Source organism: Rhabdaerophilum sp. SD176, assembly GCF_030143245.1.
In the GTDB taxonomy this organism is placed as follows: domain Bacteria; phylum Pseudomonadota; class Alphaproteobacteria; order Rhizobiales; family Beijerinckiaceae; genus Rhabdaerophilum.
The window spans coordinates 303,455-328,478 of record NZ_JARJNS010000003.1 but is presented as its reverse complement, the minus strand read 5'-3'; the positions used below and the strand labels follow the sequence as shown (position 1 = coordinate 328,478).

The window sequence follows — 25,024 nt, the reverse complement described above, 5'->3', positions numbered from 1 at the left end:
AACACGCCGCCCCGCCGGGCCTCAGCTGGTGCGGGCCTTGCGCATCGCCAGGGTCCGCAGCCGCAAAGCGTTGAGCTTGATGAAGCCCTGCGCATCCCGATGATCATAGGCCACCGCGCCTTCCTCGAAAGTCACGAGTTCCTGATCATACAGGGAATACGGGCTTTCGCGACCAATCACCGTCGCATTGCCCTTGTAGAGCTTCATCGTGACGCGGCCGGTGACGTTTTCCTGGCTCCTGTCGCACAGGGCCTGGATCATCTCGCGCTCGGGCGTGAACCAGAAGCCGTAATAGACCAGCTCCGCATAGCGCGGCATCAGCGATTCCTTGAGATGCATCGCCTCGCGGTCGAGCGTGATCGATTCGATGCCGCGATGAGCGGCATGGAGGATCGTGCCGCCGGGCGTCTCGTAGACCCCGCGCGACTTCATGCCGACGAAGCGGTTCTCGACGAGGTCGAGCCGGCCGATGCCGTTCTCCTTGCCGAGTTCGTTCAGGCGCGTCAGCAGCGTCGCGGGCGACATGGCCACGCCGTCAATGGCCACGGCATCGCCCTTCTCGAAATCGATGGTGATGATCGTCGCCTTGTCCGGCGCGGCCTCGGGCGCGATGGTGCGCATATAGACCATTTCCGGCGCCTCGATGGCCGGATCCTCGAGCACTTTCCCTTCCGAGGAAGAATGCAGCAGGTTCGCATCGACCGAGAACGGTGCCTCGCCATACTTGTCCTTGGCGATCGGGATCTGGTGCTGCTCGGCAAAGGCGATCAGCCGGGTGCGGCTGGCCAGGTCCCATTCACGCCAGGGGGCGATGATCTTGATGTTCGGCTCGAGTGCGTAATAGGTCAGCTCGAAGCGGACCTGATCGTTGCCTTTGCCGGTGGCGCCGTGGCAGACGGCGTCGGCGCCGACCTGGCGGGCGATCTCGATCTGGCGCTTGGCGATGAGCGGCCGCGCGATCGAGGTCCCGAGAAGGTACTGGCCCTCGTAGAGCGCGTTCATGCGGAACATCGGGAAAACGAAGTCGCGGGTGAATTCCTCGCGGAGGTCATCGATGAAGATATGCTCGGGCTTGATGCCCAGCAATTCGGCCTTCTTGCGCGCCGGGTCCAGCTCCTCGCCCTGGCCGAGATCGGCCGTGAAGGTCACCACCTCGCAGCCATAGGTGGTCTGGAGCCATTTCAGGATCACGGAGGTGTCGAGGCCTCCGGAATAGGCCAGGACAACGCGCTTGATATCGGATTTCGCCATCGGTTCTTCTTCCAAACGTCCGGACCCTGCGAGCCCGGAACTCCATTCCCCTCACCGGCCCAATTTTCACGCGCGGCATCGACACCGGCTCGAAAAGGCGCTGGAGAGGTCCTATAACCGGAACCCGACGGCACGCAAGCCACTCCCGCGAGAACGCCAAAGATGCTCTCCACCGACGACCTGACCCGTTTCGCCCGCCATATCGTGCTGCGCCCTATCGGCGGGCCGGGCCAGCAGCGCCTGCGTCGCGCCAGCGTTCTGGTGGTCGGGGCCGGCGGGCTGGGCACGCCACTGCTGCTCTATCTCGCCGCAGCGGGCGTGGGCCGGATCGGGATCGTGGATGACGATGTCGTCTCGCTCTCGAACCTGCAGCGACAGGTGATCCATGGCACGCCGGATCTCGGCCGGCCCAAGGTCGAGAGTGCGGCCGACGCGCTTCATCGGCTGGACCCCGGCGTCATGCTCGACCTGCACAGGGACCGGCTCGATTCCGGCAACGCGGCGGCTCTCATCGCCGGCTATGACGTGATCGCCGATGGATCGGACAATTTCGACACGCGCTACCTGCTCGCCTCGGCCTGCGAGGCGGCGCGGAAGCCGCTGGTCCATGCCGCCGTCAACGAGATGCATGGCTCGATCACGGTTCTGCGCCCCTGGGAGGCCGGGCCGGACGGGGTTCTCAATCCGCGCTACACGGATCTCTTTCCCGAAAAGCCGCCGGCAGGCAGCATTCCCACCTGCTCGGAAGCCGGCGTGCTCGGCGCGCTGGTCGGCATGGTGGGCTCGCTCCAGGCGATCGAGGTCATCCGGCAGATCACGCCGTTCGGAACGCCGCTCGTCGGCAAGCTGCTGCTGATCGATGCGCTCGACATGCGGTTCGAGACGATCGAATACGGGCGGGCGGCCTAGCGCCGGCGCTTCCCGCGGGTGGCCGGGCGGACGCCGCTCCACGGATCGATGACGGCGCTGGTCCGGCCGTTGCGCCGGGTCATCTCAATGCCGCCGATGCCCGACAGCCCGGCATCGGGGTTCGCGCGCCGGGAATTGCGGCCCCGACGGTGGATGACGGAGGCCTCCGGATCCCCGGAGGTGACACGCGGCGCTCTCTGGCCGCGCTGCGGCGCCTGCTTGGCGAGGCATTCGTTGTAGGCGAAGGCATTGGAGATTCCCTCGCAGGCCGCAAGGGCCGGCCGGGCGAAGAACCCGACCCCCAGAAAGACCCATCCTGCCAACAGGATAGGACACGCAGCGTGGCGTCTTGCCATTCTTGAACCTCTTCAACGCGGGCGAAACCTCACCCGCGCAAGGTCGCGCCTGTCTTTCCGGTGATTTCCGCCACCAGTTTCTTCGAAAAGGCCTCGATCTCCGCATCCGTCAGCGTTTTCTCGCGCGGCTGGAGCGTCACGTTGAGGCCGATCGAGACCTTGCCCGGCTCGATTCCCTTTCCGGCATAGACATCGAAGACCGTGACGTTTTCCGTCAAGGGCTTGTCGATGCCACGGGCGAGCCGGAGCAGCGTCTCGGCCTCGACGCTTTGATCCACAAGGAAGGCAAAATCACGGCTGACCGGCTGGAGATCCGACAGGTCGAGCTTGGCCTTGACCTTGGTCGGCTTCTTTTTCGGATAGGGCAGCCCGTCAAGGATGATCTCGAAAGCCTGCAGCCGGCCTTCCGCGCCCAAAGCCTCGACAAGGCGCGGATGCAACTCGCCGAACCAGCCGACAACATCTTTCGGCCCAAAGCGCAGGATCGCCGCACGGCCGGGATGCAGATGGTCCGGTGCCGGATTGACCTGCCCGGCCGCCACGACCTGCAGCCCGCCGGTCGGCACGCCGAGTGTCGCCAGCAGGGCCATCACATCGCCCTTGACGTCGAAGAGATCCGCTTCGCTGCTGCCGGTCCAGTGCCGGCCCGCGCCGGCCGCCCGGGCGAGGCCGCGCCGGATGCCGGCTGCCGCGAAGCGCTGGTCCTTCTCGCCATCGCCCCTGAAAATCTGGCCGACCTCGAACAGGGCGACATCGGGATAGCCCTGATCGGCATTACGCTGCGCTGCTGCTACAAGGCCCGGCATCAGGCTGGGCCGCATGTCGGAGAGATCGGCCGCAATCGGGTTGGCAAGCGCCAGCGCCGGCTGGCCGCCGCCGAAAAGCGTGGCCGCCTTCTTCGACACGAAGGACCAGGTCACGGCCTCGACAAGCCCGCGCACGGCGAGCGCACGCTTGGCCTGCCGCACACGGCCCTGAAGGGGGGTCAAAACGGGCTTGTGCACCTCATGGACGCGCTGGATCGGGACCAGCGGCACCGAATCCACACCGACGATGCGGACGATTTCCTCGACGAGATCGGTCTTGCCCTCGATATCCGGGCGGAAGGAGGGCACGGCCACTTTGAGCACCGGACCCTGCCCCGAGCACCAGAAGCCAAGTGCGGAAAGGATCGCCTTCATCTCGGAGACGGGCACGTCGAGCCCGGTGAGCCGCTTCACTTCGGAGACCGGGAAATCGACGATCCGCTCGGTTTCCGGCACGGCACCGGTCAGGCTGATCTGGCTTGGCGTACCGCCGCAGAGATCGACCACCAGCTTTGTCGCCAGTTCAAGGCCCGGCACGGTGAAGGCGGGGTCAACCCCACGCTCGAACCGGTAGCGGGCATCGGTGTTGATGCCGAGCTTGCGGCCGGTTTGTGCGATGTTGAGCGGCGACCAGAGCGCCGATTCGATCAGCACATCGGTGGTGGCATCATCGCAGCCGGAATGTTCGCCGCCCATGATGCCGCCGATGGATTCGGGGCCGTTATCATCGGCGATGACAACCATGCCAGGCTCGAGCGCATAGGTCCTGCCATCGAGCGCGAGAATGCTCTCGCCGGCGCGGGCATGGCGTACGGTCAGCGCGCCCTTGACCTTGGCCGCATCGAAAACGTGCAGCGGGCGGCCGCGGTCATAGGTGATGTAATTGGTGATATCGACCAGCGCGTTGATCGGGCGGAGGCCGATGGCGCGCAGGCGCTTCTGCATCCATTCCGGCGAGGGGCCGTTCTTCACGCCGCGTACGAGGCGCAAGGCGAAAGCCGGGCAGAGGGCGCGATCCTCGCCGGCGAAATCCAGCGTCACCGGCACGGTGCAGGCGGCATCGCCCTTGATGGCGGGAATGCCGGCATCCCTGAGCTTGCCGAGGCCAGCGGCGGCGAGATCGCGCGCGATGCCGTGGATGCCGGTGGCATCGGGGCGGTTGGGCGTCAGGTTGATCTCGATGACCGGGTCGGACAGGCCGGCCCATTCGGCATAGCGGGTCCCGACCGGCGCATCGGCCGGCAGGTCGAGAATGCCGTCATGATCCTCGGAAATCTCGAGTTCGCGGCCCGAGCAGAGCATGCCGGAGGATTCAACCCCGCGGATCACGCCCTTGCCGATCGTGATGTCCTTGCCGGGAATATAGGTGCCGGGCGGCGAGAAGACGCTCTTCATGCCGGTGCGGGCATTCGGCGCGCCGCAGACCACCTGGACCGGCCCGCCACCGAGCCCTGTCTCGACCATGCAGACGCGCAGGCGATCAGCATTCGGATGCTGCTCGGCCGAGATGACATAGGCAATGGTGAAGCCCGAGAGCTTCTTGCCCGGATCATCGACGCTTTCCACTTCCAGCCCGATGCGGGTCAGGGTCTCGACGATCTGGTCGAGCGTCGCGTCGGTTTCGAGATGCTCCTTGAGCCAGGACAGGGTGAATTTCATGGTTTTGCACTCGGCCAGATTGCAGCAGCGATGTATAGGGACAGACCAAAAACTATAAAAAATACCCAGCCAAGAGCTTCTTTAAAGGCAGCATTCCTTATGTTTTTTGCTTGTCCATAGAATATATGTTTTGGATATGATTCGTGAATTTCCTCCGATCCAAAACCTCCGAAAGTAATATCATTTTTGAATCCCGACAAATTTATCACTCCACTGGCATTTGGATTTATTGAAAACTCGACTCTCAATGCATCTTTTTTTGTAACAGAAACACCCTCTGGCACACGGACTGAAAATTCTGAAATTTCACTCTTGCTATTCACCTCTAATGAAAATCTTGCAACCTTAAAAGAATTGCTCCAAATATAAACATCCGCAAAGTCGATTGGATTATGATAGTGTGAGTGCTTTTTTACATTATAATACAATTTTGGACTTGAGCGATCGGACGAAAATTTCTTCCACGCGAAAAACGCTGAAATGATCGTCGCCACACCCGCAAGTGATGCAATGAGGACCTGGAGGCTCACGCGCTCAACCCTCCGGCCAGAGTCGGCAGGTCGAGCGGGCGGAAGCCGTAATGCCTGAGCCAGCGGATATCGGCCTCGAAGAAGGGGCGCAAATCCGGCATGCCGTATTTCAGCATGGCGATGCGGTCGATTCCCATGCCCCAGGCATAGCCCTGCACGGCATCCGGATCGAGGCCGCAATTGCGCAGCACATTCGGGTGGACCATGCCGCAGCCGAGGATCTCGAGCCAGTCCTCGCCCTCGCCGAAGCGGATCTCGCCGCCCTTGCGCGAGCATTGGATATCCACCTCCATCGAGGGTTCGGTGAAGGGGAAGAAGGAGGGGCGGAAGCGCATCTTGACGCTCGGCACCTCGAAGAAGGCCTTGCAGAATTCCTCGAGCACCCATTTCAGCTGGCCGAGATTGGCCGACTTGTCGATGACCAGCCCCTCGACCTGATGGAACATCGGGGTATGGGTCTGGTCGGAATCGCAGCGATAGGTGCGGCCCGGGCAAATGACGCGGATCGGCGGCTTCTGGGCCAGCATCGTCCGGACCTGAACCGGTGAGGTATGGGTGCGCAGAAGCTTGCGCTCGCCGTTCTCGCCGGGGTTGAAAAAGAACGTGTCGTGCATTTCCCGCGCGGGGTGATGCGGCGGGAAGTTGAGCTTCGTGAAGTTGTAATCGTCGCTCTCGACATCCGGCCCTTCCGCCACGGCGAAACCGAGATCGGCGAAAATCGCGGTCAGTTCGTCCAGCACCTGGCTGATCGGATGGATGCGGCCGGTTTCCAGCCCGGCTTCGAGCACCGGCAACGTGACATCGACCCGCTCCGCGGCGAGGCGCGCATCAAGCGCGGCATCTTTCAGCACGGCCTTGCGGGCAGCAAGGGCCTCGGTCACCCGGTCCTTCAGGGCGTTGATGGCGGCGCCGGCCTCCTTGCGGGCTTCCGGCGCCATCGAGCCCAACGTGGCCAGCAGCGCGGAAACAGAGCCCTTCTTGCCAAGCGCGGAGACCCGCACGGCCTCCAGCGCCTCTTCCGAGGCGGCGGCGGCGATCTCCGCCGAGAGGGACTTTTCCAGTGAGGTCAGATCCGACATTCCGAGAACCCCTTGTTGCGCGCCTCGCTTGTCATGCGGCGGGGAAGCGCGTCAAGCATCCTGATACGCACAGGGCAAAAATCCGGTGGCGCGGCAAGGCAGCAACAAAAAACCGGCGCCTGCGGGCGCCGGTTGTGAAGGCCTGGCCGTGGCCGGACAATTCAGGCGGTGGCCGGCAGGGCACCCTTGGCCTGGTCGACGATGGCCTTGAAGGATTCCGGCTCGCGGATGGCGAGGTCGGAGAGGACCTTGCGGTCGATCACGATGTTGGCGCGCGCCAGGCCATCGATGAAGCGGCTGTAGGTCAGGCCGTATTCCCGCACGGCGGCGTTGATGCGCTGGATCCAGAGCGCGCGGAACGTACGCTTCTTGGCGCGGCGGTCACGCGTCGCATATTGCATCGCGCGATCGACGGCGGCCTTCGCGGTGCGGATGGTGTTCTTGCGGCGGCCATAGAAGCCCTTGGCAGCCTTGAAGACTTTCTTGTGCTTGGCGTGAGATGTCACGCCCCTCTTCACACGAGACATTGTTCAACTCCTGATTTGCTGATCGCTTTTGCCAGCGAGAGCGCGTCGCGCTCGGATCGTTTCAGTCTGGTCGCGTTTTCTTCACGCGAACCGGGGTCCACTTCGCTTGAAAACGCTCCCGATCAGCCGTTCGGGAGGAAATACTTCTTGATGTTGTCGCCGTCGGTCTTGAACAGCACCCGCATGCCGCGATGATCGCGGATCTGCTTGTTGGTGCGCTTGATCATGCCGTGGCGCTTGCCGGACTGGGCGTGCTTGACCTTGCCCGTTCCGGTAATCTTGAAGCGCTTCTTGGCGCCGGATTTGGTCTTCAGCTTGGGCATTTGCCTCTCCTTAGGAAGGAAGCGACCCCGGGGGGCCGCGGCACGTCACCGGATTTCCGAGAAAATCCTCGACGCGAAAGAACCGCCACGGCAGCCCTTATCAGCCGGGCGGTTCGAACGAAGGCGCGCTGATACGCCAGGACGGAGAAAAGTGCAAGGGGGCCCTGCCCCCTGCCAGCCGACCGGCGCCTTATTTCGGCGCCAGCACCATGACGACCTGGCGACCCTCGAAGCTCGGCTCGTTCTCGACCTTGGCGATATCGACCGTATCGGCCTTCACCCGGTCGAGCACGCGCATGCCGATATCCTGATGCGCCATTTCACGGCCGCGGAAGCGCAGGGTGATCTTCACCTTGTTGCCTTCCTCGAAGAAGCCCTTCATCGCCTTCATCTTGACGGTGTAATCATGATCATCGATGGCCGGGCGAAGCTTGATTTCCTTGATTTCAATGGTCTTCTGCTTCTTGCGCGCCTCGGCGGCCTTCTTCTGCTCGGCGAAGCGGAAACGGCCGTAATCCATGATCTTGCAGACCGGCGGCGTCGCGTTCGGCGAAACCTCGACGAGATCAAGCCCCTGGTCCTCGGCGAGCTTGATCGCGTCGAACACGGCGAGCACCCCCTTGTTGGACCCATCGGCGTCGATCACCTGGACTTCCCGGATGCGGATATCCCGGTTGATGCGCGGACCTTCCTTCACCGGAAGGGGAACGTTTCTCATAGGCCTGCGAATGGTCTTTCTCCTTGGCTATTGCGGATGGTGGCCGCCGGATGTCCCCATCCGCGAAACCGGCCTGAAAATCAGCGCATTCGCGGACAAAGTCAACGGGAAGGAAGGGCCTTGCCCACCGTGCCCTCAAGAAGCGCGATGTAACAGTCGAGCGTCTGCGCCACCATCTGGTCGAGCGAGAAATTCCGCTCGACATGGCGGCGCGCGCGGGTGGCCAGCGCATCGCGGGCGCTGGGCTTGAGATCGAGCGCAAGCGCAAGCGCCTCGGCGAGAGCGGGAGCATCGCCGGCGGGCACGCGCCATCCGGTCCGCTGTTCGGGCCGTACCTGCGGCGGGGCGAGCACGGTTTCCGGTACGGCGCCGAGATCGGAGACAACCACCGGCACGCCCATGGCCTGGGCCTCCACCGCCACACGGCCGAAGGCTTCGGGCTCCGTCGAGGGCACGGTGACGACAGCCGAGGCCGCGAGCGCGGCCGGCATGTCGGTGACATGGCCGACGCGGCGGACGACAGAGCCGAGATTCCGCCCCGCGATCTCGCCGTCCAGCTCGGCGACATAGCCCTCCCGGCCTTGCGGATCACCGGCGAGAATGAAGACCACGTCGCGATAGCCGCGTTCGCGCAGCAGGGACGCCGCCTCGACCAGCAGCTTCTGCCCCTTCCACGAAGTGAGGCGGCCGGCCAGCAGGACGATCCGGTCATCCGGCGAGGCCAGCCATCCGCGCCGGATCCGCTCGACACGGTCGGGGCCGATCCTGTCAGGCGAGAAGGCCTCGAAATTCGTGCCGCGCGGAATGACACGCAGTCTTTGCGGTTCGATCCGGTGGGTTTTCTGGATCAGTTCGGCGGTGAAATGCGAATTGGCAATCACCACGTCGCCGCGGGCCATGACGGAATTGTAGAGGATCTTGGGCGCCGACTTGCCGTTATAGGCACCATGATACGTCGTGACAAAACCGATCTTCATCGCCCGCGTGGCGGCATAGGCCACCCAGGCCGGCGCGCGGGACCGGGCATGGACCAGTTCCACCCGCTCCTCGCGCAGGAGGCGCACCAGTTTGCCGACATTCATCGCCATCGAGAGCGGGTTCTTGGTCGAGGCCGGAAACGGCACCCAGATGCCGCCCTTGGTCTGCAATTCGCCAATCAGGCGGCCGCCCTCGGTAGCGACGAGCGCGCGCGCGCCGGCCTGCGAGAGGCCTTCGGCGATATCCACCGTCGTGCGTTCGGCACCGCCGGCATTCAGATCGGGGATGATCTGGAGGATCGTCCTGCCGAGAAGCGGCTTCGCGGGGGAGGCAGAAAAGACCATCGGGGAACGGGGCTTTCGGAACCGGCTGGGGATGTTTACTGCTGCGCCGGGATCTGCGCAAACATCCGGGAATCGCGCCGGCGCAAACCGGCCATGGGAGACATAGAGACATGCAGCAGCCGGTGCAATCGTTCGAGGTCGAGGGCAACCCGGAAGCGGGCTTCCCGGCGCGCCGGCTGGCCTATCGCCTCCGGCCCGGAAGACGGCCGACCCTGATCTGGATGGGCGGTTTCCGCTCGGACATGACCTCCACCAAGGCGGAAAAGCTCGAAGAGGCCGCCGCGGCCGAGGGTTTCGGCATGCTGCGCTTCGACTATACCGCGCATGGCGAATCCAGCGGGGACTTCGCTTCGGCGACGCTTTCGCTCTGGCTGGATGATTCCCTGCAGATGATCCGGCAATTCGGCGGCGAGCGGCCGATCCTTGTGGGCTCGTCCATGGGCGGCTGGCTCGCCCTCCGCGCAACGGAGATCCTCGGGGCCGAAGGTCGTCCGCCCGGCGGGCTGGTGCTGATCGCCCCGGCGGTGGATTTCACCGAAGCACTGATGTGGGCGCAGTTCCCGCCGGCCATCCGTCGGCAGATCGAGGAAGAGGGCGTGTGGTACCGGCCCTCGGCCTATTCGCCGGAGCCCTATCCGATCACGCGGGCGCTGATCGAGGATGGACGGCGCCACCTGCTGCTCGGCAAGGGCGCGCGTTTCGGCGTGCCGATCCATATCTTGCAGGGCGCCGAAGACCCGGATGTGCCGCTGGCGCATGTCCGCCGCTTCATGGCGGAACTGGTCGAGGAGGAGGTGCGGATGGCGGTGATCCCCGACGGGAATCATCGCCTCTCGCGCGATGAGGATATCGCCGCGCTCCAGCGGATCACGCTGGACATGGCCCGCGCGCTGGCTGGCGCGCGGTAGCCGAGGTTCAGTGGACCGTCGCCATGTCGAGATCGTTCTGCCAGGCGCCGGAAATGACCAGCTCCCGGCTGTCGGCCAGCATGAGCGGGGAGCCATCGGCCGCGAACAGCGCGAAAAGCTGCACTGACGGATGGACTTTCTCGGTCTGCGGAAACAGGTGGCGAAGCTCGGCGGCGCGGAAGGCGCGCATATAGGCCAGTTCGCCATCACCCATCGCCGCCAGGGCTTCCGGCGTGCGGGCCGGTTCGGGCGCCTGCGGCTTCAGAGCCAGCGGCGGACGCGCCGGACTGGCATTCTTCTTCGGGGGGGTCGTCCTCTTCATTTCGGCCATGGGAGCCTCCAGTTCACCTATTGAACGCACCAAGGCGTTGACGAAGTGTTGCAATCCATAAAAGGCGTCGAAAAGGTCCTGCTTTACGGTTGATCCTCGCGCTCTGTGCCACCACCAGCGATGCGGTGAAGCACAAACCGGACCAGACACGCGACGGCATTCCCGGTCCGGCCGGGGGTCGGCGCGGCAGGCGGCAGGGCTTTTCAGGTTTGTCTAGTCGCGAGCGTGGATGTCGATCTTGCGGATGATCCGCTCCGGTTCGGGCCGGGCGAGATCGACCGAGAGCAGACCATGCATCAGTTCGGCGCCGAGAACCTCCATCCCGTCAGCGAGAAGAAAAGCCCGCTGAAACTGCCGCGCGGCGATGCCGCGATGCAGGAACTGGCGGGTCTTGTCATCCAGCTGGCGACCGCGGATCACAAGCTGGCTTTCCTCAAGCGTGATCTCGAGTTCGTCGCGGGTGAACCCGGCGACAGCCAGGGTGATGCGGAGGCGATCCGGCAGGTTCTCGGTGCGCGGAAGGCGCTCGATATTGTAGGGCGGATACCCGTCCGAGGCCGCCTTGGCGACGCGGTCGAGTGCACGCTCGATATCGTCGAAGCCCAGCATGAAGGGCGAGGACAGGGATGGAACGCGGGACATGGCGAAAAGCCCTCCTGAAGAAGCGGCTCTGGTTGCGTCACCCGCAAGGGCGTGACACGACGAATATGGACAGTGCCCCGGCCGGGCGCAAGAGGAGGCCGTTGCGGAAAGGCGGACTTCCGCAGGGCGGCGATGCCGGAGCGCTTGTCGGATGCATGGGACAGTATCCTGTCTGATCCGGAGACAGCCATGATGGCCAAATCCTCTCCTCCTCCTGCGACCGGCAAGGCCGGGCTTCGCAAGGCCGCACTCGCTCGGCGGGCGAGGATAACCGCTGAAGCCAGGCAGGAAGCCGGAGCGCGCATGGCCCAGGCCGGTCTGGCCGCCGTCACCGGGCTGGCGCCCGCCGCACGGATCATCGCCGGTTACGTCGCCCTGCGCGACGAACTGGACCCCGCGCCGCTGCTGGCAGCGCTTGCGGCTGCGGGCCTGTCGCTGGCCCTTCCGCGGATGACGGCGAGCGGCCTCGCCTTCCATGCCTATGAAATGGGCGGCCCGCTCGAAAAGGGCGCATTCGGCGTTGCCGAACCACCGGCCCGAGCGGCAATCGTGGCGCCGGACGTGATCCTCGCGCCACTCGTCGCCTTCGACCGGCGCGGCAACCGCCTCGGCTATGGCAAGGGCTTTTACGACCGTGCCTTCGCCGCTCATCCGGAGGCTGTCCGGATCGGGCTCGCCTTCTCCGTGCAGGAAGTGCCGGTGGTGCCGGTCGAGGCGCATGACCTGCCGCTGGCAGCGATCCTCACCGAGGCGGGCCTTGTCCGGCCGTGAACGGGCCGGTCAGGCGCGGCCGAGTTTCCACCATTTGCCCTTGGGCTTCTCGCCCTCTTCCCCGGCCTCCTCGGCCGACGGCGCGACGGCCTCCCCGAAATTCTCGAAGAACTCGCCGGCCAGTTTCTTGGCTGTCGAATCAATCAGCCGCGAGCCGAGCTGTGCAATCTTGCCGCCGACTTCGGCCCGGACGGTATAATGCAGGATCGTGGCATCGCCATCGGCCTCGAGGCGGACATCGGCGCCGCCGCGCGCATGGCCGGCCACGCCACCCTGCCCTTCGCCGGAGATGGTGTAACCGTTCGGCGGGTCGATATTCGACAGGGTCACCTTGCCGGTGAAGGAGGCTTTGACCGGCCCGATCTTGAGCGTGACCTTCGCCTCGAGCTCGTTCTCGCCGGTCTTCTCGACGCTTTCGCAGCCGGGAATGCAGGCTTTCAGCACATCCGGATCGTTCAGCGCGGCCCAGACCACCTCGCGCGGGGCCTCGATGCGCCGGTTGTCACTCATGTCCATGGCAGGTTCCTCCGGTGCGCATGAAAGGCGGCGGCGGGCATCGCGTCAAGCGACGACCGTCATCGTCTTTCGCAGGACGGCCCGGTTTATCCTGACAGAAACTGGCGGGAGGATGCGGCAAGCCCGGTGCCGTCAACTCCCTTCCAGAAAAGGACATCCCATGTTCAGCCATGTCACACTTGGAACCAATGATCTCGCCCGCGCCAAAGCCTTTTACGATGCCGTTCTCGGCCCGATCGGCTATCCGATGATCCATGACGAGAGCGCGCATGAAACCTATGGCTACGGGCCGGACATGCCCGGCGCGCCGAGCTTCTGGATCCTGCGGCCAATCAATCGTCAGGCTGCAACCTTCGGCAACGGCACCACGATCGGCTTCGTCGTGACAAAACGCGCCCTCGTCGACCGGTTCCATCAGGCGGCGCTGGCGGCCGGCGGCACCTGCGAGGGGGAACCGGGGCTGCGCCCGCATTATCACCCGGATTACTACGGCGCCTATGTGCGCGACCTCGACGGCAACAAGCTGTGCTGCGCGTGCCATCTTCCGGCCGACCAGGCCGCCTGAACCCGGGCTGGCACGCGAACTGTTTCCTGCCTCCCCAGAACGCCCTTGCGGAATCATGCGCCGCAAGCCAGCGTTGAGGCACGAAAGAAGGCAGGCGGGACGATGGTTGACTACGTGATCATGGAATGGGGGAGCGCAGCCCTGCGCTGGCTGCATGTCATTGCCGCCATGGCATGGATCGGCTCCTCGTTCTTCTTCATGCATCTGGATGCGGGGCTGCGCCCGCATCCGGAGATTCCCGCCGGCAAGGGCGGCGCGGCCTGGCAGGTCCATGGCGGCGGCTTCTACGAGATGAAGAAACATCTCGTCGCGCCGGCCAGCCTGCCGGCCGAGCTGACCTGGCACAAATGGCAGAGCTACATGACCTGGCTCTCCGGCTTTTTCCTGCTGGGCTGGATCTATTACGCGCAAAGCTCGCTGTACCTGATCGACCCGGCCGTCCGGGTGCTGAGCCCCGCCGCCGCGGCGGGGATCGGCATTGGCTCGCTGCTGGCGGGCTGGATCGTCTATGATCTCCTGTGCAAATCCCCGCTCGGCCGGAACGAGACCCTGCTTGCCGTGCTGGGCTTCGGCTTCGTGGTGGCGATGAGCGCCTTCTACGCGCAGGTCTTCTCCGGACGCGGCGCGCTGATCCATACCGGCGCGCTGATGGCGACCGTGATGAGCGGCAATGTGTTCCGGATCATCATTCCCAACCAGAAGAAGGTGATCGCCGCGCTTCTCGCTGGCGAGGCGCCGGATCCGGCCCTCGGCAAGCAGGCCAAGCAGCGTTCGATACACAACAATTACCTGACGCTGCCCGTCGTCTTCCTGATGATCTCGAACCATTATCCGCTCGCCCATACCGGGGCGGTGCTGCCGCTGCTGGTCGCGCTGATCACCTTTGCCGGGGCTGTCATCCGCCATTTCTTCAACGGCTGGCATGCCGATCATTCCAAGGCACCGTGGTGGTGCTGGATTGCCGCAGCGCTGGCATTCGGCGCAGCCATGGCCCTGTCGTGGCAGGCGGCACCGGGCCGCCAATCCTGGCTGGCGGCCGAACGTCAGATCGCCGCAGCGAACCCGGCCATGACCGAGCAGGCAATCCAGATCGTGCAGGGGCGCTGTTCGATGTGCCATGCCAGCCAGCCGGTCTGGGATGGCATTTCCGCGCCGCCGAAAGGGGTGAAGCTGGCCGAGGAGGCGGATATCCTGCGGGAGGCGAAGGCGATCGGCTTGCATGCCGTACTGACCCATGCGATGCCGCCGAACAACATCACCGAAATCACAGCCGAGGAGCGCGCGACGCTCGCACTCTGGCTGACCCGCCGGTAATCCGGCCTCCCTGTCACGGAATTCCGCCATGACCCGCCCCAACCTGCCCGCCACGACCCGGATGATGGAGCGGCTCGATGCGCTCGCCCTCGTCACCGACGAGCCGGGGAAGATTACCCGGCTCTACCTGTCGGATGCCCATCGCCGGGCGATCGATCTCGTCTCCGGCTGGTTCCGCGAAGCCGGGCTCAACCCGGCCGTCGATGCGGCGGGGAACATCCATGCGCGGTTCGAGGGGCGCGAACCCGGCCTGCCGGCCCTGATCATCGCCTCGCATATCGATTCGGTGCGGGATGCGGGGAAATATGATGGCAATCTCGGCGTCCTGGCCGGCCTCGCTGTGGTCGAGGAGCTGGCCCGGCTCAATGAAAGGCTGCCCTTCGCCGTCGAGGTCATCGCCTTCGGTGACGAGGAAGGCGTTCGCTTCCCCGACACGCTGACCGGTTCGCGCGCGATTGCCGGCCGGTTCGACCCCTCGGCGCTGGATGGCCGCGACCGCGATGGTGTCTCGATGCGCGATGCACTTGCCGCCTTCGGGCTTGATCCGGATTCGATCCCGTCCGTCGCCCGCCAGCCCGGCTCGGTGGTCGGCTATCTCGAATTGCATATCGAGCAGGGCCCGGTGCTGGAAGCGGCGGACGAGCCACTCGGCATCGTCACCTCCATTGCCTCGATCCAGCGCTTTACGGCCATTGTCACCGGCGAGGCCGGTCATGCCGGCACGGTGCCGATGGCCTACCGCAAGGATGCCCTGGCCGCGGTGGCCGAGATGGTGCTGGCGGTCGAGCGCGAGGCACGGCATGCGCCAGGGCTTGTCGGCACGGTCGGGCGGATCGAGGCTGCGCCGGGTGCAATCAACGTCATTCCCGGCAGTGTGACCTTCACGCTCGATCTCCGGGCGCCGGACGATGCCGCCCGCCATGCGCTGGTGGCGCGGGTGCTGGCGGCACTGGAGGAGGTTGCCGCGCGGCGGGGCGTGACGCTCGCGCTTGAGGCGGGTTACGAGGAGCAGGCCACGCCCTGCCACCCGGCGATCCAGTCGGCGCTGGCAACGGCGATCGAATCGCTCGGCCACAAGCCGCTCCGCCTGCTCTCCGGCGCCGGCCATGACGCCATGGCCTTCGAGAAACTCTGCCCGATGGGCATGCTGTTCCTGCGCTGCAAAGGCGGGATCAGCCATAATCCGCTGGAATCCATCACCGAGGCGGATGCGGATACCGCGCTGGCGGCCATGCTTGCTTTCGTCCGCACGCTTGATCCCGCGGCCCTGTCGGGCTGAGAGCGGCCAGCAAAAAGGGCGCCCGAAGCGCCCTTTTCCTCTCGGCCGATGGTAATGGCCGTCTTCCGCCTTACTTCGCCTTGCCGTCCGGACCGAAGGTCTTGAGGTATGCGATGAGATTGGCGATCCGGGTCTCGTCCTTGAGGCCGGCATAAACCATCTTGGTGCCCGGCATCTGGCCCTTCGGATCCTTGATATAGGCCGTGAAGGTGGCCTCGTCCCAGACCTTGCCGGAATTCTTGTTCGCGTCGGAATAATTGTACCCAGCGACAGTGCCCGCCTTGCGACCGATCAGGCCGTTGAGTTGCGGGCCAACACCGTTCTTGGCGGTCTCGCCAACGGCATGGCAGGCGCGGCACTGGCCGAAGACCGACTTGCCGGCTTCGGCATCCTGGGCCATGGCCGGAGCAAGGCTGGCGAGGGTCAGGGCCAGGATGGCGATCGAGCGTTTCATTGCATTCCCCTTTTTGAATGTTTGAGAACGGCAATATGACAAAACCGATCTGAGCGCAAGCTGAACTGGCGCGTCAGATTGGCGTCAGGCGGAGAGAACCAGCCCCTGATCCCAGCTGGGCACAGGGCCGTAGAGTTCCAGCAGGAAATCGATGAAGACACGCGTCCGCTGCGGCAGGTGGCGGCGCGAAGGATAGACCGCATGGATCGCCACACGATGGCTCGCCCGGTAGCGCGGCAGCACCTGGACCAGGTGGCCGGCGCGCAGTTCCGGCCCGACATCCCATGTTGACCGCAGGGCGATGCCCATGCCGGCGATCACCGCCTCGCGAATCACCTCGCTGGAATTGGTGGCGACTCGGCTGGCCACCGGCACCGAGACCGCCCCTTCCGGCCCTTCCAGCCGCCAGTGATCGGCATTGTGGACGAGCAGGGCATGCCGGGTGAGATCGGCCAGCGTATCCGGGCAGCCCTGCCGGGCCAAATAGGATGGTGCGGCGCAGAGCACCCGGTGGTTCGGCGCGAGCTTCCGCGCGACGAGACTCGTATCCTGCAGGTCGGCGATGCGGATGGCGACATCGAACCCGTCACCCACCACATCGACAAAGGTATCGGTGAGCGAGAGATCAAGCGAGATTTCGGGATAACGTTCAAGAAACCGCACGAGATGCGGGGCGACATGCAGCCGGCCGAAGGTGGTCGGCGCCGAAACACGCAGCGGGCCACGGGCCAGCATGGCACGCTGGGAGACCCAGTTCTCCGCCTCTTCGACCGAGGCGAGGATGGCGAGGACGCGCTCATGGAAGCCACGACCGGCCTCGGTCAACGCGATCTGCCGCGTGGTGCGCTGGAGCAGACGCGTGCCGAGTCGCTCCTCAAGCCGCTTGATGCGCTTCGAGATAACCGGCGGCGACAGGCCGAGATCGCGCGCGGCCTGCGACATCGAGCCGGTGGCAGCGACGCGCGCGAAGATATCGAGATCACCCAACCTGTCCATGCGGAAACAAATAGCGCGATCCATTCGATTCCGGAACAGATGCCATGCAGAATCAAGGGTGCTGTTCCCGGCCTGCGGCTGCGCTAGCATTAGGATCGTTCCAAAGGGTCTGATAGAAGAGCCTTATCAAGGAAATGGAGCCGGAGACCGGCCATTGTTCCGGGGAGAGAAAGCATGGGTGCCATCGCCTTTCCGACGCCGCAGGCAGAAATTCTCGCCCGCCGCGAGAGCCTTCTCGCCGGCCTCGCAGCCCTGTTGCCGCCGGAATGCCTGATCACCAGCGAGGACGAGCGTCGCGCCTACGAGACGGATGCGTTCACCGCCTATCGCCGTGTGCCGATGGCTGTGGCCCTGCCGCGCAACACGGCGGAGGTCTCGGCAGTTCTCGCCTATTGCCACGAGCAGGGCGTTCCGGTGGTTCCGCGCGGGGCGGGGACCAGCCTGGCCGGCGGGGCGATCCCCCAGGAAGACGCGGTGGTGATCGGCGTCTCGAAGATGAACCGCATCCTCGAGATCGATTATGCGAACCGCTTCGCCCGGGTCGAGGCCGGCGTGACCAACCTTGCGATCACCAATACGGTTTCGGCCGAGGGCTTCTTCTACGCGCCTGACCCGTCGAGCCAGCTCGCCTGCACGATCGGCGGCAATATCGGCATGAATTCCGGCGGGGCGCATTGCCTGAAATACGGGGTGACGACCAACAACATCCTCGGCGTGACGCTGGTGCTGGTCGATGGCACCGTGGTCGAGATCGGTGGCCCGGCGATGGATGCGCCGGGCTATGACCTGCTCGGCCTGGTCTGTGGCTCGGAAGGCCAGCTCGGCATCATCACCGAGGCAACCGTGCGCATCCTGCGGATGGCCGAGGGCGCGCGCCCTGTACTGTTCGGCTTCCCGACCAGCGAACAGGCCGGCGAGGCGGTGGCCGCGATCATCGCGGCAGGCATCGTGCCGGTTGCGATGGAATTCATGGACAAGCCGGCCATCGAGATCTGCGAGGCTTTCGCCAAGGCCGGCTATCCGATGGATGTCGAGGCGCTGCTGATCATCGAGGTCGAGGGTTCCGATAGCGAGATGGATGCCACGCTGGCGCGCATCGTCGCCATCGCCCGCGCGCATGGCGTGAAGACCGTGCGTGAGTCGAAATCGGCCATGGAGACGGCCGCGATCTGGAAGGGCCGGAAGAGCGCCTTCGGGGCGACCGGGCGGATCGCCGATTACATCTGCATGGACGGCACCATTCCGACCGGGCAATTGCCTTATGTGCTGCGCCGGATCGACGAGATCGTGAAGCATTACGGGCTGCGCGTCGCCAATGTGTTCCATGCCGGCGATGGCAACCTGCACCCGCTGATCCTCTACAACGTCAATGATCCGGGCGAGGCGGAAAAGGCCGAGGAGGCCGGCAACGATATCCTGAAGCTCTGCGTCGAGGTGGGCGGCTGCCTCACCGGCGAGCATGGCGTCGGCATCGAGAAGCGCGACCTGATGCATCACCAGTTCAACCGGGTGGACCTGCAGCAGCAGCTCCGTGTGCGGGCAGCGTTCGATGCGCAATGGATCCTGAACCCGGCCAAGGTTTTCCCGCTTGACGGGAGGGCGGCATGATCGTGGTGCGTCGCCCCCGGGACGAGGAAGAACTGGCCGCCCTGGTCCGCGAGGCCGGTGGCCAGGGCGCGCCGCTGACGATCGAGGGCGGCGGCACGCGCAAGGGCCTCGGCCGGCCGGTCAATGCCGGGATTGCCGTTTCGACCGGCGCAATGAGCGGCATCACGCTCTACGAACCGGCGGAAATGGTCATCGGCGCGCGGGCGGGCACGCCGCTGGCGGTGATCGAAGCGGCTCTTGCCGAGAAGGGCCAGATGCTCGGCTTCGAGCCGCCGGATTTCCGACGCCTTTACGGAACGGATGGCACGCCGACAATCGGCACGGTGGCGGCCGGGAACCTTTCGGGATCGCGCCGGCTCTGGGGCGGCGCCTGCCGCGACAGCCTGATCGGCGTGCGCTTCGTCAACGGCACCGGCGAGATCGTCAAATCCGGCGGGCGGGTGATGAAGAATGTCACCGGGCTCGATCTGGTGAAGCTGCAATCCGGCGCCTGGGGCACGCTCGGTGTGTTGACCGAAGTGATCTTCAAGGTGGTCCCGCGGCCGGAAATGACCGAGACGCTTGTGATCGAGGGCCTTTCCGAGGCCCGCGCCATCGAGGCGATGAGCGCTGCGGTCGGCTCTCCCTTCGAGATTACCGGCGCGGCGCATCTGCCGGGGCTGGACGGCACGCCGCCCCGGACCATGCTGCGCATCGAGGGCTTTGCCTTTTCAGTCAACTACCGGACCGGGGCTCTGGCCGGGCTGCTCCGCCCCTTCGGCGCGCTTGGTCGGCTGGATGCCCCGGAAGCGGAGGCGCTCTGGCACGACGTGTCTGACGGCGCCCTTCTCGCCGAACCGCGTGACCGCGCGATCTGGCGGCTCTCCGTCAAGCCGGGCGAAGCGGCCGCGGCGGTTGCGGCCATCCGGGCCACCCGCCAGGCCACCGCCTTCTATGACTGGGCGGGCGGCCTGGTCTGGCTGGCGACGCCGGAAACCGGCGATGCCGGGGCGGCGGTGATCCGCCAGGCGGCGCGGCAAGCCAGCGGCTATGCTACCCTGCTCCGGGCTTCGGACGGGCTGCGCGCCGAGGTGCCGGTTTTCGAGCCGGAAGCGGCACCCATTGCAGCGCTGAACCGGCGGATCAAGGCCAGTTTCGACCCTGAGGGGCTGCTGAATCCGGGGAAGATGCATGCCGGATTGTGAGCGCCCGTTCCCGCCGGCAGGCAGCCAATCCGCCCGTGATGTGAAGACCATCGGCCCGCTCGCGGCCTGGCAGGCAGGAGCCTGAGACATGCAGACGAATTTCTCGCTCGCGGCTTTGGCCGATCCGGCGATGCAGGCTTCGGAGAAGATCCTCCGCACCTGTGTCCATTGCGGCTTCTGCACGGCTACCTGCCCGACCTATCTCGAACTCGGCGATGAACTCGACAGCCCGCGCGGACGCATCTACCTGATCAAAAAGATGTTCGAGCAGGGCGAGCCGGCCACGCCCGAAGTGGTGCAGCATATTGATCGCTGCCTCTCGTGCCTCTCCTGCATGACAACGTGCCCCTCCGGCGTGCATTACATGCACCTTGTCGACCACGCCCGCGCGCATATCGAAGAGACCTATCGCCGGCCGTGGCACGAAAGGCTGATGCGGGAGGTGCTTGCGCAGGTCCTACCCTACCCCAACCGGTTTCGCTTCGCCCTCGCCGCAGCCTGGCTGGGCAGGCCGTTCCGGCCGCTGGTGGCGAAAGTGCCGAAGATCGGCGGGCCGCTGGCGGCGATGCTGACGCTGGCACCCTCCCGCCTGAGTGGACGCTCGGCCATGGAAGGTCCGGCCAACTTCCCGCCGACCGCCCCGAAGCGGGGCCGCGTCGCGCTGCTTTCCGGCTGTGCGCAGCCGGTTCTGGCGCCGGAAATCAACGAAGCAACGATCCGCGTGCTCACCCGGCTCGGCATCGAGGTGATCCTGCCGAAGGGCGAAGGATGCTGCGGTGCGCTGGTGCATCATATGGGCCGGGAGGAAGCAAGCCATGCGCAGGCAGCCCGGCTGATCGACGCCTGGATTGCCGAGATCGAGGGCAAAGGGCTCGATGCGATCCTGATCACCGCCTCGGGCTGCGGCACGACGATCAAGGATTACGGCTTCATGTTCCGGAACGACCCCGCCTATGCCGGGAAGGCGGCGCGGGTCTCAGGCCTGGCCAAGGACATCACCGAGTATCTCGCCGGGCTCGATCTCCAGCCCGCGCGCGAAACCGGGCTGACGATTGCCTATCACTCCGCCTGCTCGATGCAGCATGGCCAGAAGATCACCGAAGCACCGAAATCCGTGCTGAAGGCGCTCGGCTTCATCGTGAAGGACGTCCCGGAAGGGCATATCTGCTGCGGCTCGGCCGGCACCTACAACATGCTCCAGCCGGAAATTTCCGGCCGGCTCCGCGCCCGCAAGACGCGCAACATCGCCCGGCTGAAGCCGCAGGCGGTGGCGACCGGCAATCTCGGCTGCATCAGCCAGATCGGCCTCGGCTTTGCCGAACGGAACGAGGCGGTGCCGGTGGTCCACACGATCGAGCTCGTGGATTGGGCGCTCGGCGGCGAAAAGCCAGCCAAGCTGGGCTGAGGGCTTGTCACCCGCCTAACCCGGCCGATGATCGGTATCGTCGGCCTCTCCCCGAAGGAGAGAGGCCGGGACAGCTCCCTCAGCGGAAGAAGAGGAACGTCACCGCGATGAAGAGCGGGATCAGGATCGCGCCAGACCAGACCATGTAGCCGAAGAAGCTCGGCATCTTCACGCCCATATCCTTGGCGATGGCATAGACCATGAAGTTCGGCGCATTCCCGATATAGGAATTCGCGCCCATGAAGACGGCGCCGCAGGAAATGGCGGTCAGCGTCAAGGCCATGGGGCCCATCAGTGCCTTCGGGTCGCCACCCGCCAGCTCGAAGAAGACGAGATAGGTCGGGGCATTGTCGAGGAAGGACGAGAGGATGCCCGTCGCCCAGAAATAGGCGACGTTGTTCGGCGTGCCATCCGGATTGGTGACCAGCGCAACGAGCGGCCCGAAGGCCCCTGCCTTGCCGGCCTTGAGCATGGCGAGAACCGGGATCATGCAGATGAAGATGCCGGCGAAGAGCTTGGCAACCTCGAGGATCGGCCCCCACGAGAATTCATTGCCCGCGCGAACCTGCTTCGGCGTGATCTTCAGCGAAACGAGCGCGATGATGACCAGTGCGATGTCGCGGGCGATGTTCTGAAGCTCCATCTCGCCGCCGGGGAATTTCACCGTGATGCCCGGCTTCCACGAAGCGGAAACGAGAATGGCGACGATGATCGCGCCGAGCAGCGCGAAATTCGCCGTGCCGAACAGCTTGATCGGCCGGTCCGGCGTCTTGTCCTTCATCGGCGGGAGTTTGTCTTCCTTGCCATGCAGGATGCTGTCCCAGATGTAGAACAGGACAAGCAGGGCGATGACGAGAAAGAGCATCTCGCCGAACATGTGCGTGGTGGTCCAGAAGAAATCCACACCGCGCAGGAAGCCGAGGAAGAGCGGCGGATCGCCCAGAGGCGTCAGCGAACCGCCGATATTCGAGACGAGGAAGATGAAGAAGATGACGACATGCACGTTGGTGCGGCGGTCGTCATTCGCGCGGATGATCGGGCGGATCAGGATCATCGAGGCGCCGGTCGTGCCGACGATGCTGGCCAGCACCGTACCGATGCCGAGCAGGCCGGTATTGACCAGCGGCGTGCCGCGCAGGTTGCCGGTGACGAGGATGCCGCCAGCCACGGTGAAGAGCGCGAAGAGCAGGATGATGAAGCTGACATATTCGAGCAGAATCGTATGGAGCACAGCCGCGAGCGCGATGCCCGCGCCCTTGGACAGGACGAGCGGCAGCACGGTCAGCACCGCCCAGAAGGCGGCGATCTTGCCGTAATTGTGCTCCCAGAAATGAGGAAAGAGCACCGGCCCGGTGGCGATGCAGAGCAGGAGCCCGCAGAAGGGCACGGCCCAGAGGAAGGACAGGCCAGAGCCATCAAGGCCCTCGGCCGCCAAAGCAGGACCCGCCATGCCGAGGCTGATCGCCAGCACGGCTCCGATCACCGCGCCGAACCGGCCGCTGCCTTTGTGGCTCTGCATGGCCGAAAACATCCGAAGCATAGGCTTCCCCCACCCTGTTTTTCGCTGGCAGGACAGAAGCGGGGCTGCACGGCAAGGTCAAGGGGGAAGCCCGACATGGCGGCGCTCCTCCCCGGAATTCCCTTCAGCTGCTTCCGGCGCAGCACCCGGGGATCGGGTGGCTGGATCCACCGGACGGGATGGCGGGACGGGCAACCGGTTTCACTTGCGGTTCATTTTTCTGATGGCATGATGTTTTTCAGAAGAATCCTCTCTCGTTATTTTATTTTCAAGAGAATCCTGCCGATGTGCCGCTTCCTCGCCTATCAGGGCCAGCCTGTCCTTCTCGAGACCGTGGTGTCCAAGCCCTGCCACTCGCTGATCCACCAGTCGATCTGCGCGACGGAGGCGAAAACCGCGACCAATGGCGACGGGTTCGGCCTCGGCTGGTATGGCGAGCGGCCGGAGCCGGGGATCTACCGCGACCTGCGTCCGGCCTGGTCCGACGAAAACCTGCTCTCGATCTGCGCGCAGGTCCGCTCGCCGCTGTTCTTCGCCCATGTCCGCGCTGCCACGGGCACAGCCACGGCACGCGCCAATTGCCACCCGTTCAGCCACGAGACCTGCATGTTCATGCATAACGGGCAGATCGGCGGCTACGGCCAGATCCGCCGCGGCATCGAGAACCTCATTCCCGATCCGATGTATCGGCACCGCCATGGCACAACCGATTCCGAGGCGATTTTCCTCGCTGCCATGGCGCGCGGTGCGGCCAGCGATGCGGCCCGGGCCTTTTCCTCGGTGCTCTCGGCCATCCGCGGCATGACGAAGGCCGCAGGCATAAACGATGCTTTGCGCTTTGCGGCTGCCTTCACCAATGGCGATACGCTGCATGCCTTCCGGTGGGCCTGCGACGAGAAGGCGCCGACGCTCTACTGGCGGCATGACAATAACGGCCTGCATGTCGTTTCCGAACCGCTGGACGAGACCCGCGCGATGTGGAACGCCCTGCCGCAGGGCTCGGTCCTTGTGGCCGACCGGCATGGCCCGCCCCAGGTGCGGGATTTCAACCCGGCCTGCGACTGAGCCGGTCCAGCGGCATTTCCACTGAACCGCCAACAAAGATCCGGCATTCGGCCACGCGGCGTGCTAGGCTCGATCCGGTTGTATCGGCCGGGCAGCCCGGCCAGCCCTTCCCTGCCGTATCCCCGGCCTGGTGCCACGCGTCGCTGCAGGAAAGATCTGTCACGCATGAAGCTGCGCATCGGCTACGAGCTTCACTATCTGTTCGAGCATCCCACCCCGGCCATCCTGATGCTCAATGTCCATTCCAGCCGTGTCGAGGATCTCGTCCTGCCCGATCATGTGGCGACCATCCCCCCGGTTCTCCTGTCCGGCTACCATGACGGGCATGGCAACTGGTGCACGCGGCTTGTCGCGCCGGCAGGGGCTTTCACCCTGCGTGGCGATGCGATCATCCGCGACAGCGGCCTGCCCGATCCGGCCGGCACCCGCTCCTGGCAGGTGCCGGTCGAGGACCTGCCGGATGATACGCTGGTCTTCCTGCTCCCGAGCCGCTTCTGCGACAGTGACCGGATGCTGGATCTCGCCTGGCAGCTCTTCGGCACGGCCCAGCCCGGCAGGGCCCGGGTCCAGGCCGTCTGCGATTTCGTGCACCGGCACATCGCCTTCGGCTATGCCCATGCATCGGTCGGCCGCAATGCCACGCAGGCCTACGAGGAAAGGCGCGGCGTGTGCCGGGACTATGCCCATCTCGCCATCGCCTTCTGCCGCGCGTTGAACATTCCTGCCCGCTACTGCACGGGCTATCTCAGCGATATCGGCACGCCGCTGCCGCATCCCCCGGGCGATTTCGCCGCCTGGATGGAAGTCTATCTTGGCGGGGAATGGCAGATGTTCGACCCGCGCAACAACCGGCCCATGATCGGCCGGGTGCTGATGGCCCGAGGCCGTGATGCGGCGGATGTCGCCATGACCACGACCTTCGGGCCCAACACGCTGACCGGCTTTCGCGTGTGGACGGATCCGGTGGAAGGCGGGGCCTGACCCAGG

Annotated in this window: 26 protein-coding genes; 11 read left to right on the top strand and 15 right to left on the bottom strand. The window is 65.0% G+C overall.

Annotated elements, in window-relative coordinates; all coding sequences use genetic code 11:
- Window positions 1-21: 21 nt before the first annotated feature.
- Complete coding sequence (locus P0652_RS08250) at window positions 22-1,251, bottom strand: argininosuccinate synthase (protein ID WP_284178304.1); 1,230 nt, start codon at window positions 1,249-1,251, stop codon at window positions 22-24.
- Between the two features lie 162 nt (window positions 1,252-1,413).
- Here P0652_RS08250 and P0652_RS08245 point away from each other — a divergent pair, with 162 nt between their 5' ends.
- Window positions 1,414-2,160, top strand: a complete 747-nt coding sequence (locus tag P0652_RS08245) for a HesA/MoeB/ThiF family protein (protein WP_284178303.1) — start codon at window positions 1,414-1,416, stop codon at window positions 2,158-2,160.
- Here P0652_RS08245 and P0652_RS08240 read toward each other — a convergent pair.
- The 8 genes from P0652_RS08240 to P0652_RS08205 all read right to left on the bottom strand — a co-directional run bounded on the left by P0652_RS08240 (window position 2,157) and on the right by P0652_RS08205 (window position 9,480).
- Window positions 2,157-2,516, bottom strand: coding sequence for a hypothetical protein (locus P0652_RS08240; RefSeq protein WP_284178302.1), 360 nt, complete (start codon window positions 2,514-2,516; stop codon window positions 2,157-2,159). The two genes, P0652_RS08245 and P0652_RS08240, sit on opposite strands and share 4 nt — an antisense overlap.
- Window positions 2,517-2,545: 29 nt before the next feature.
- Window positions 2,546-4,981, bottom strand: a complete 2,436-nt coding sequence (gene pheT / locus P0652_RS08235; protein ID WP_284178301.1) for a phenylalanine--tRNA ligase subunit beta — start codon at window positions 4,979-4,981, stop codon at window positions 2,546-2,548.
- Entirely contained in the window at window positions 4,978-5,511 is a 534-nt protein-coding gene (locus tag P0652_RS08230) for a hypothetical protein (protein WP_284178300.1), read from the bottom strand. Before P0652_RS08230 ends, pheT begins: the two co-directional genes overlap by 4 nt.
- Entirely contained in the window at window positions 5,508-6,590 is a 1,083-nt protein-coding gene (gene pheS / locus P0652_RS08225) for a phenylalanine--tRNA ligase subunit alpha (RefSeq protein WP_284178299.1), read from the bottom strand. Before pheS ends, P0652_RS08230 begins: the two co-directional genes overlap by 4 nt.
- A 161-nt stretch (window positions 6,591-6,751) precedes the next feature.
- The gene (gene rplT / locus P0652_RS08220) at window positions 6,752-7,117 is read right to left on the bottom strand and encodes a 50S ribosomal protein L20 (RefSeq protein ID WP_284178298.1); all 366 of its coding nucleotides are present in this window, start codon (window positions 7,115-7,117) and stop codon (window positions 6,752-6,754) included.
- Between the two features lie 122 nt (window positions 7,118-7,239).
- A complete protein-coding gene (gene rpmI, locus P0652_RS08215) occupies window positions 7,240-7,440 on the bottom strand; it encodes a 50S ribosomal protein L35 (protein WP_284178297.1) in 201 nt (66 codons plus the stop codon).
- A 190-nt stretch (window positions 7,441-7,630) separates the two neighbouring features.
- A complete protein-coding gene (gene infC / locus P0652_RS08210) occupies window positions 7,631-8,158 on the bottom strand; it encodes a translation initiation factor IF-3 (RefSeq protein WP_284178296.1) in 528 nt (175 codons plus the stop codon).
- 101 nt (window positions 8,159-8,259) lie between these two features.
- Entirely contained in the window at window positions 8,260-9,480 is a 1,221-nt protein-coding gene (locus tag P0652_RS08205) for a glycosyltransferase family 4 protein (protein WP_284178295.1), read from the bottom strand.
- A 110-nt stretch (window positions 9,481-9,590) separates the two neighbouring features.
- Between P0652_RS08205 and P0652_RS08200 the strand changes: the two genes are divergently transcribed.
- The gene (locus P0652_RS08200) at window positions 9,591-10,388 is read left to right on the top strand and encodes an alpha/beta hydrolase (RefSeq protein ID WP_284178294.1); all 798 of its coding nucleotides are present in this window, start codon (window positions 9,591-9,593) and stop codon (window positions 10,386-10,388) included.
- A 7-nt stretch (window positions 10,389-10,395) separates the two neighbouring features.
- On the opposite strand, the gene P0652_RS08195 is transcribed toward P0652_RS08200, so the two are convergent.
- Complete coding sequence (locus tag P0652_RS08195; protein WP_284178293.1) at window positions 10,396-10,719, bottom strand: BQ00720 family protein; 324 nt, start codon at window positions 10,717-10,719, stop codon at window positions 10,396-10,398.
- Window positions 10,720-10,932: 213 nt separating this feature from the next.
- Window positions 10,933-11,361 (bottom strand): Hsp20 family protein, encoded by a 429-nt coding sequence (locus tag P0652_RS08190; protein ID WP_284178292.1) that lies wholly within the window; start codon window positions 11,359-11,361, stop codon window positions 10,933-10,935.
- Between the two features lie 189 nt (window positions 11,362-11,550).
- Here P0652_RS08190 and P0652_RS08185 point away from each other — a divergent pair, with 189 nt between their 5' ends.
- The gene (locus P0652_RS08185; protein WP_284178291.1) at window positions 11,551-12,132 is read left to right on the top strand and encodes a 5-formyltetrahydrofolate cyclo-ligase; all 582 of its coding nucleotides are present in this window, start codon (window positions 11,551-11,553) and stop codon (window positions 12,130-12,132) included.
- A 9-nt stretch (window positions 12,133-12,141) separates the two neighbouring features.
- Here the strand turns inward: P0652_RS08185 and P0652_RS08180 are convergent, their stop codons facing one another.
- On the bottom strand, window positions 12,142-12,648 hold the full coding sequence (locus P0652_RS08180) for an SRPBCC family protein (protein WP_349774970.1): 507 nt from the start codon (window positions 12,646-12,648) through the stop codon (window positions 12,142-12,144).
- A 160-nt stretch (window positions 12,649-12,808) separates the two neighbouring features.
- Between P0652_RS08180 and P0652_RS08175 the strand changes: the two genes are divergently transcribed.
- From P0652_RS08175 to P0652_RS08165, 3 genes are all read left to right on the top strand, one after another.
- Complete coding sequence (locus P0652_RS08175; protein ID WP_284178290.1) at window positions 12,809-13,213, top strand: VOC family protein; 405 nt, start codon at window positions 12,809-12,811, stop codon at window positions 13,211-13,213.
- Between the two features lie 102 nt (window positions 13,214-13,315).
- The gene (locus P0652_RS08170; RefSeq protein WP_284178289.1) at window positions 13,316-14,527 is read left to right on the top strand and encodes a urate hydroxylase PuuD; all 1,212 of its coding nucleotides are present in this window, start codon (window positions 13,316-13,318) and stop codon (window positions 14,525-14,527) included.
- A 28-nt stretch (window positions 14,528-14,555) separates the two neighbouring features.
- Complete coding sequence (locus P0652_RS08165; protein WP_284178288.1) at window positions 14,556-15,806, top strand: allantoate amidohydrolase; 1,251 nt, start codon at window positions 14,556-14,558, stop codon at window positions 15,804-15,806.
- A 70-nt stretch (window positions 15,807-15,876) separates the two neighbouring features.
- On the opposite strand, the gene P0652_RS08160 is transcribed toward P0652_RS08165, so the two are convergent.
- Window positions 15,877-16,260: a c-type cytochrome gene (locus P0652_RS08160; RefSeq protein WP_284178287.1), complete on the bottom strand. Its 384-nt coding sequence runs from the start codon at window positions 16,258-16,260 to the stop codon at window positions 15,877-15,879.
- 84 nt (window positions 16,261-16,344) lie between these two features.
- The gene (locus P0652_RS08155) at window positions 16,345-17,256 is read right to left on the bottom strand and encodes a LysR family transcriptional regulator (RefSeq protein ID WP_284178575.1); all 912 of its coding nucleotides are present in this window, start codon (window positions 17,254-17,256) and stop codon (window positions 16,345-16,347) included.
- A 174-nt stretch (window positions 17,257-17,430) separates the two neighbouring features.
- On the opposite strand from P0652_RS08155, the gene P0652_RS08150 reads away from it, so the two are divergent.
- From P0652_RS08150 to glcF, 3 genes are all read left to right on the top strand, one after another.
- Window positions 17,431-18,864, top strand: coding sequence for an FAD-binding oxidoreductase (locus tag P0652_RS08150; protein WP_284178286.1), 1,434 nt, complete (start codon window positions 17,431-17,433; stop codon window positions 18,862-18,864).
- Entirely contained in the window at window positions 18,861-20,048 is a 1,188-nt protein-coding gene (gene glcE / locus P0652_RS08145) for a glycolate oxidase subunit GlcE (RefSeq protein WP_284178285.1), read from the top strand. Before P0652_RS08150 ends, glcE begins: the two co-directional genes overlap by 4 nt.
- Window positions 20,049-20,136: 88 nt before the next feature.
- Window positions 20,137-21,453, top strand: coding sequence for a glycolate oxidase subunit GlcF (gene glcF, locus P0652_RS08140; protein ID WP_284178284.1), 1,317 nt, complete (start codon window positions 20,137-20,139; stop codon window positions 21,451-21,453).
- Window positions 21,454-21,532: 79 nt separating this feature from the next.
- Here glcF and P0652_RS08135 read toward each other — a convergent pair whose 3' ends face one another.
- Window positions 21,533-22,972 carry a sodium:proton antiporter gene (locus P0652_RS08135; RefSeq protein ID WP_502947496.1) on the bottom strand — a complete coding sequence of 480 codons (1,440 nt, stop codon included), beginning with the start codon at window positions 22,970-22,972 and terminating at the stop codon, window positions 21,533-21,535.
- A gap of 285 nt (window positions 22,973-23,257) precedes the next feature.
- Between P0652_RS08135 and P0652_RS08130 the strand changes: the two genes are divergently transcribed.
- Window positions 23,258-24,037: a class II glutamine amidotransferase gene (locus P0652_RS08130; RefSeq protein ID WP_284178283.1), complete on the top strand. Its 780-nt coding sequence runs from the start codon at window positions 23,258-23,260 to the stop codon at window positions 24,035-24,037.
- Between the two features lie 165 nt (window positions 24,038-24,202).
- On the top strand, window positions 24,203-25,018 hold the full coding sequence (locus P0652_RS08125) for a transglutaminase-like domain-containing protein (protein WP_284178282.1): 816 nt from the start codon (window positions 24,203-24,205) through the stop codon (window positions 25,016-25,018).
- Window positions 25,019-25,024: the final 6 nt, after the last annotated feature.

Excerpts from the sequence above, each read along its gene's own strand:
- P0652_RS08250 (WP_284178304.1), bottom strand. The coding sequence starts at position 1,251 with ATGGCGAAATCCGATATCAAGCGCGTTGTCCTGGCCTATTCCGGAGGC.
- P0652_RS08245 (WP_284178303.1), top strand. The coding sequence starts at position 1,414 with ATGCTCTCCACCGACGACCTGACCCGTTTCGCCCGCCATATCGTGCTG.
- P0652_RS08240 (WP_284178302.1), bottom strand. The coding sequence starts at position 2,516 with ATGGCAAGACGCCACGCTGCGTGTCCTATCCTGTTGGCAGGATGGGTC.
- pheT (WP_284178301.1), bottom strand. The coding sequence starts at position 4,981 with ATGAAATTCACCCTGTCCTGGCTCAAGGAGCATCTCGAAACCGACGCG.
- pheS (WP_284178299.1), bottom strand. The coding sequence starts at position 6,590 with ATGTCGGATCTGACCTCACTGGAAAAGTCCCTCTCGGCGGAGATCGCC.
- rplT (WP_284178298.1), bottom strand. The coding sequence starts at position 7,117 with ATGTCTCGTGTGAAGAGGGGCGTGACATCTCACGCCAAGCACAAGAAA.
- rpmI (WP_284178297.1), bottom strand. The coding sequence starts at position 7,440 with ATGCCCAAGCTGAAGACCAAATCCGGCGCCAAGAAGCGCTTCAAGATT.
- infC (WP_284178296.1), bottom strand. The coding sequence starts at position 8,158 with ATGAGAAACGTTCCCCTTCCGGTGAAGGAAGGTCCGCGCATCAACCGG.
- P0652_RS08205 (WP_284178295.1), bottom strand. The coding sequence starts at position 9,480 with ATGGTCTTTTCTGCCTCCCCCGCGAAGCCGCTTCTCGGCAGGACGATC.
- P0652_RS08200 (WP_284178294.1), top strand. The coding sequence starts at position 9,591 with ATGCAGCAGCCGGTGCAATCGTTCGAGGTCGAGGGCAACCCGGAAGCG.
- P0652_RS08195 (WP_284178293.1), bottom strand. The coding sequence starts at position 10,719 with ATGGCCGAAATGAAGAGGACGACCCCCCCGAAGAAGAATGCCAGTCCG.
- P0652_RS08190 (WP_284178292.1), bottom strand. The coding sequence starts at position 11,361 with ATGTCCCGCGTTCCATCCCTGTCCTCGCCCTTCATGCTGGGCTTCGAC.
- P0652_RS08185 (WP_284178291.1), top strand. The coding sequence starts at position 11,551 with ATGATGGCCAAATCCTCTCCTCCTCCTGCGACCGGCAAGGCCGGGCTT.
- P0652_RS08180 (WP_349774970.1), bottom strand. The coding sequence starts at position 12,648 with ATGGACATGAGTGACAACCGGCGCATCGAGGCCCCGCGCGAGGTGGTC.
- P0652_RS08175 (WP_284178290.1), top strand. The coding sequence starts at position 12,809 with ATGTTCAGCCATGTCACACTTGGAACCAATGATCTCGCCCGCGCCAAA.
- P0652_RS08170 (WP_284178289.1), top strand. The coding sequence starts at position 13,316 with ATGGTTGACTACGTGATCATGGAATGGGGGAGCGCAGCCCTGCGCTGG.
- P0652_RS08165 (WP_284178288.1), top strand. The coding sequence starts at position 14,556 with ATGACCCGCCCCAACCTGCCCGCCACGACCCGGATGATGGAGCGGCTC.
- P0652_RS08160 (WP_284178287.1), bottom strand. The coding sequence starts at position 16,260 with ATGAAACGCTCGATCGCCATCCTGGCCCTGACCCTCGCCAGCCTTGCT.
- P0652_RS08155 (WP_284178575.1), bottom strand. The coding sequence starts at position 17,256 with ATGGACAGGTTGGGTGATCTCGATATCTTCGCGCGCGTCGCTGCCACC.
- P0652_RS08150 (WP_284178286.1), top strand. The coding sequence starts at position 17,431 with ATGGGTGCCATCGCCTTTCCGACGCCGCAGGCAGAAATTCTCGCCCGC.
- glcE (WP_284178285.1), top strand. The coding sequence starts at position 18,861 with ATGATCGTGGTGCGTCGCCCCCGGGACGAGGAAGAACTGGCCGCCCTG.
- glcF (WP_284178284.1), top strand. The coding sequence starts at position 20,137 with ATGCAGACGAATTTCTCGCTCGCGGCTTTGGCCGATCCGGCGATGCAG.
- P0652_RS08135 (WP_502947496.1), bottom strand. The coding sequence starts at position 22,972 with ATGCAGAGCCACAAAGGCAGCGGCCGGTTCGGCGCGGTGATCGGAGCC.
- P0652_RS08130 (WP_284178283.1), top strand. The coding sequence starts at position 23,258 with ATGTGCCGCTTCCTCGCCTATCAGGGCCAGCCTGTCCTTCTCGAGACC.
- P0652_RS08125 (WP_284178282.1), top strand. The coding sequence starts at position 24,203 with ATGAAGCTGCGCATCGGCTACGAGCTTCACTATCTGTTCGAGCATCCC.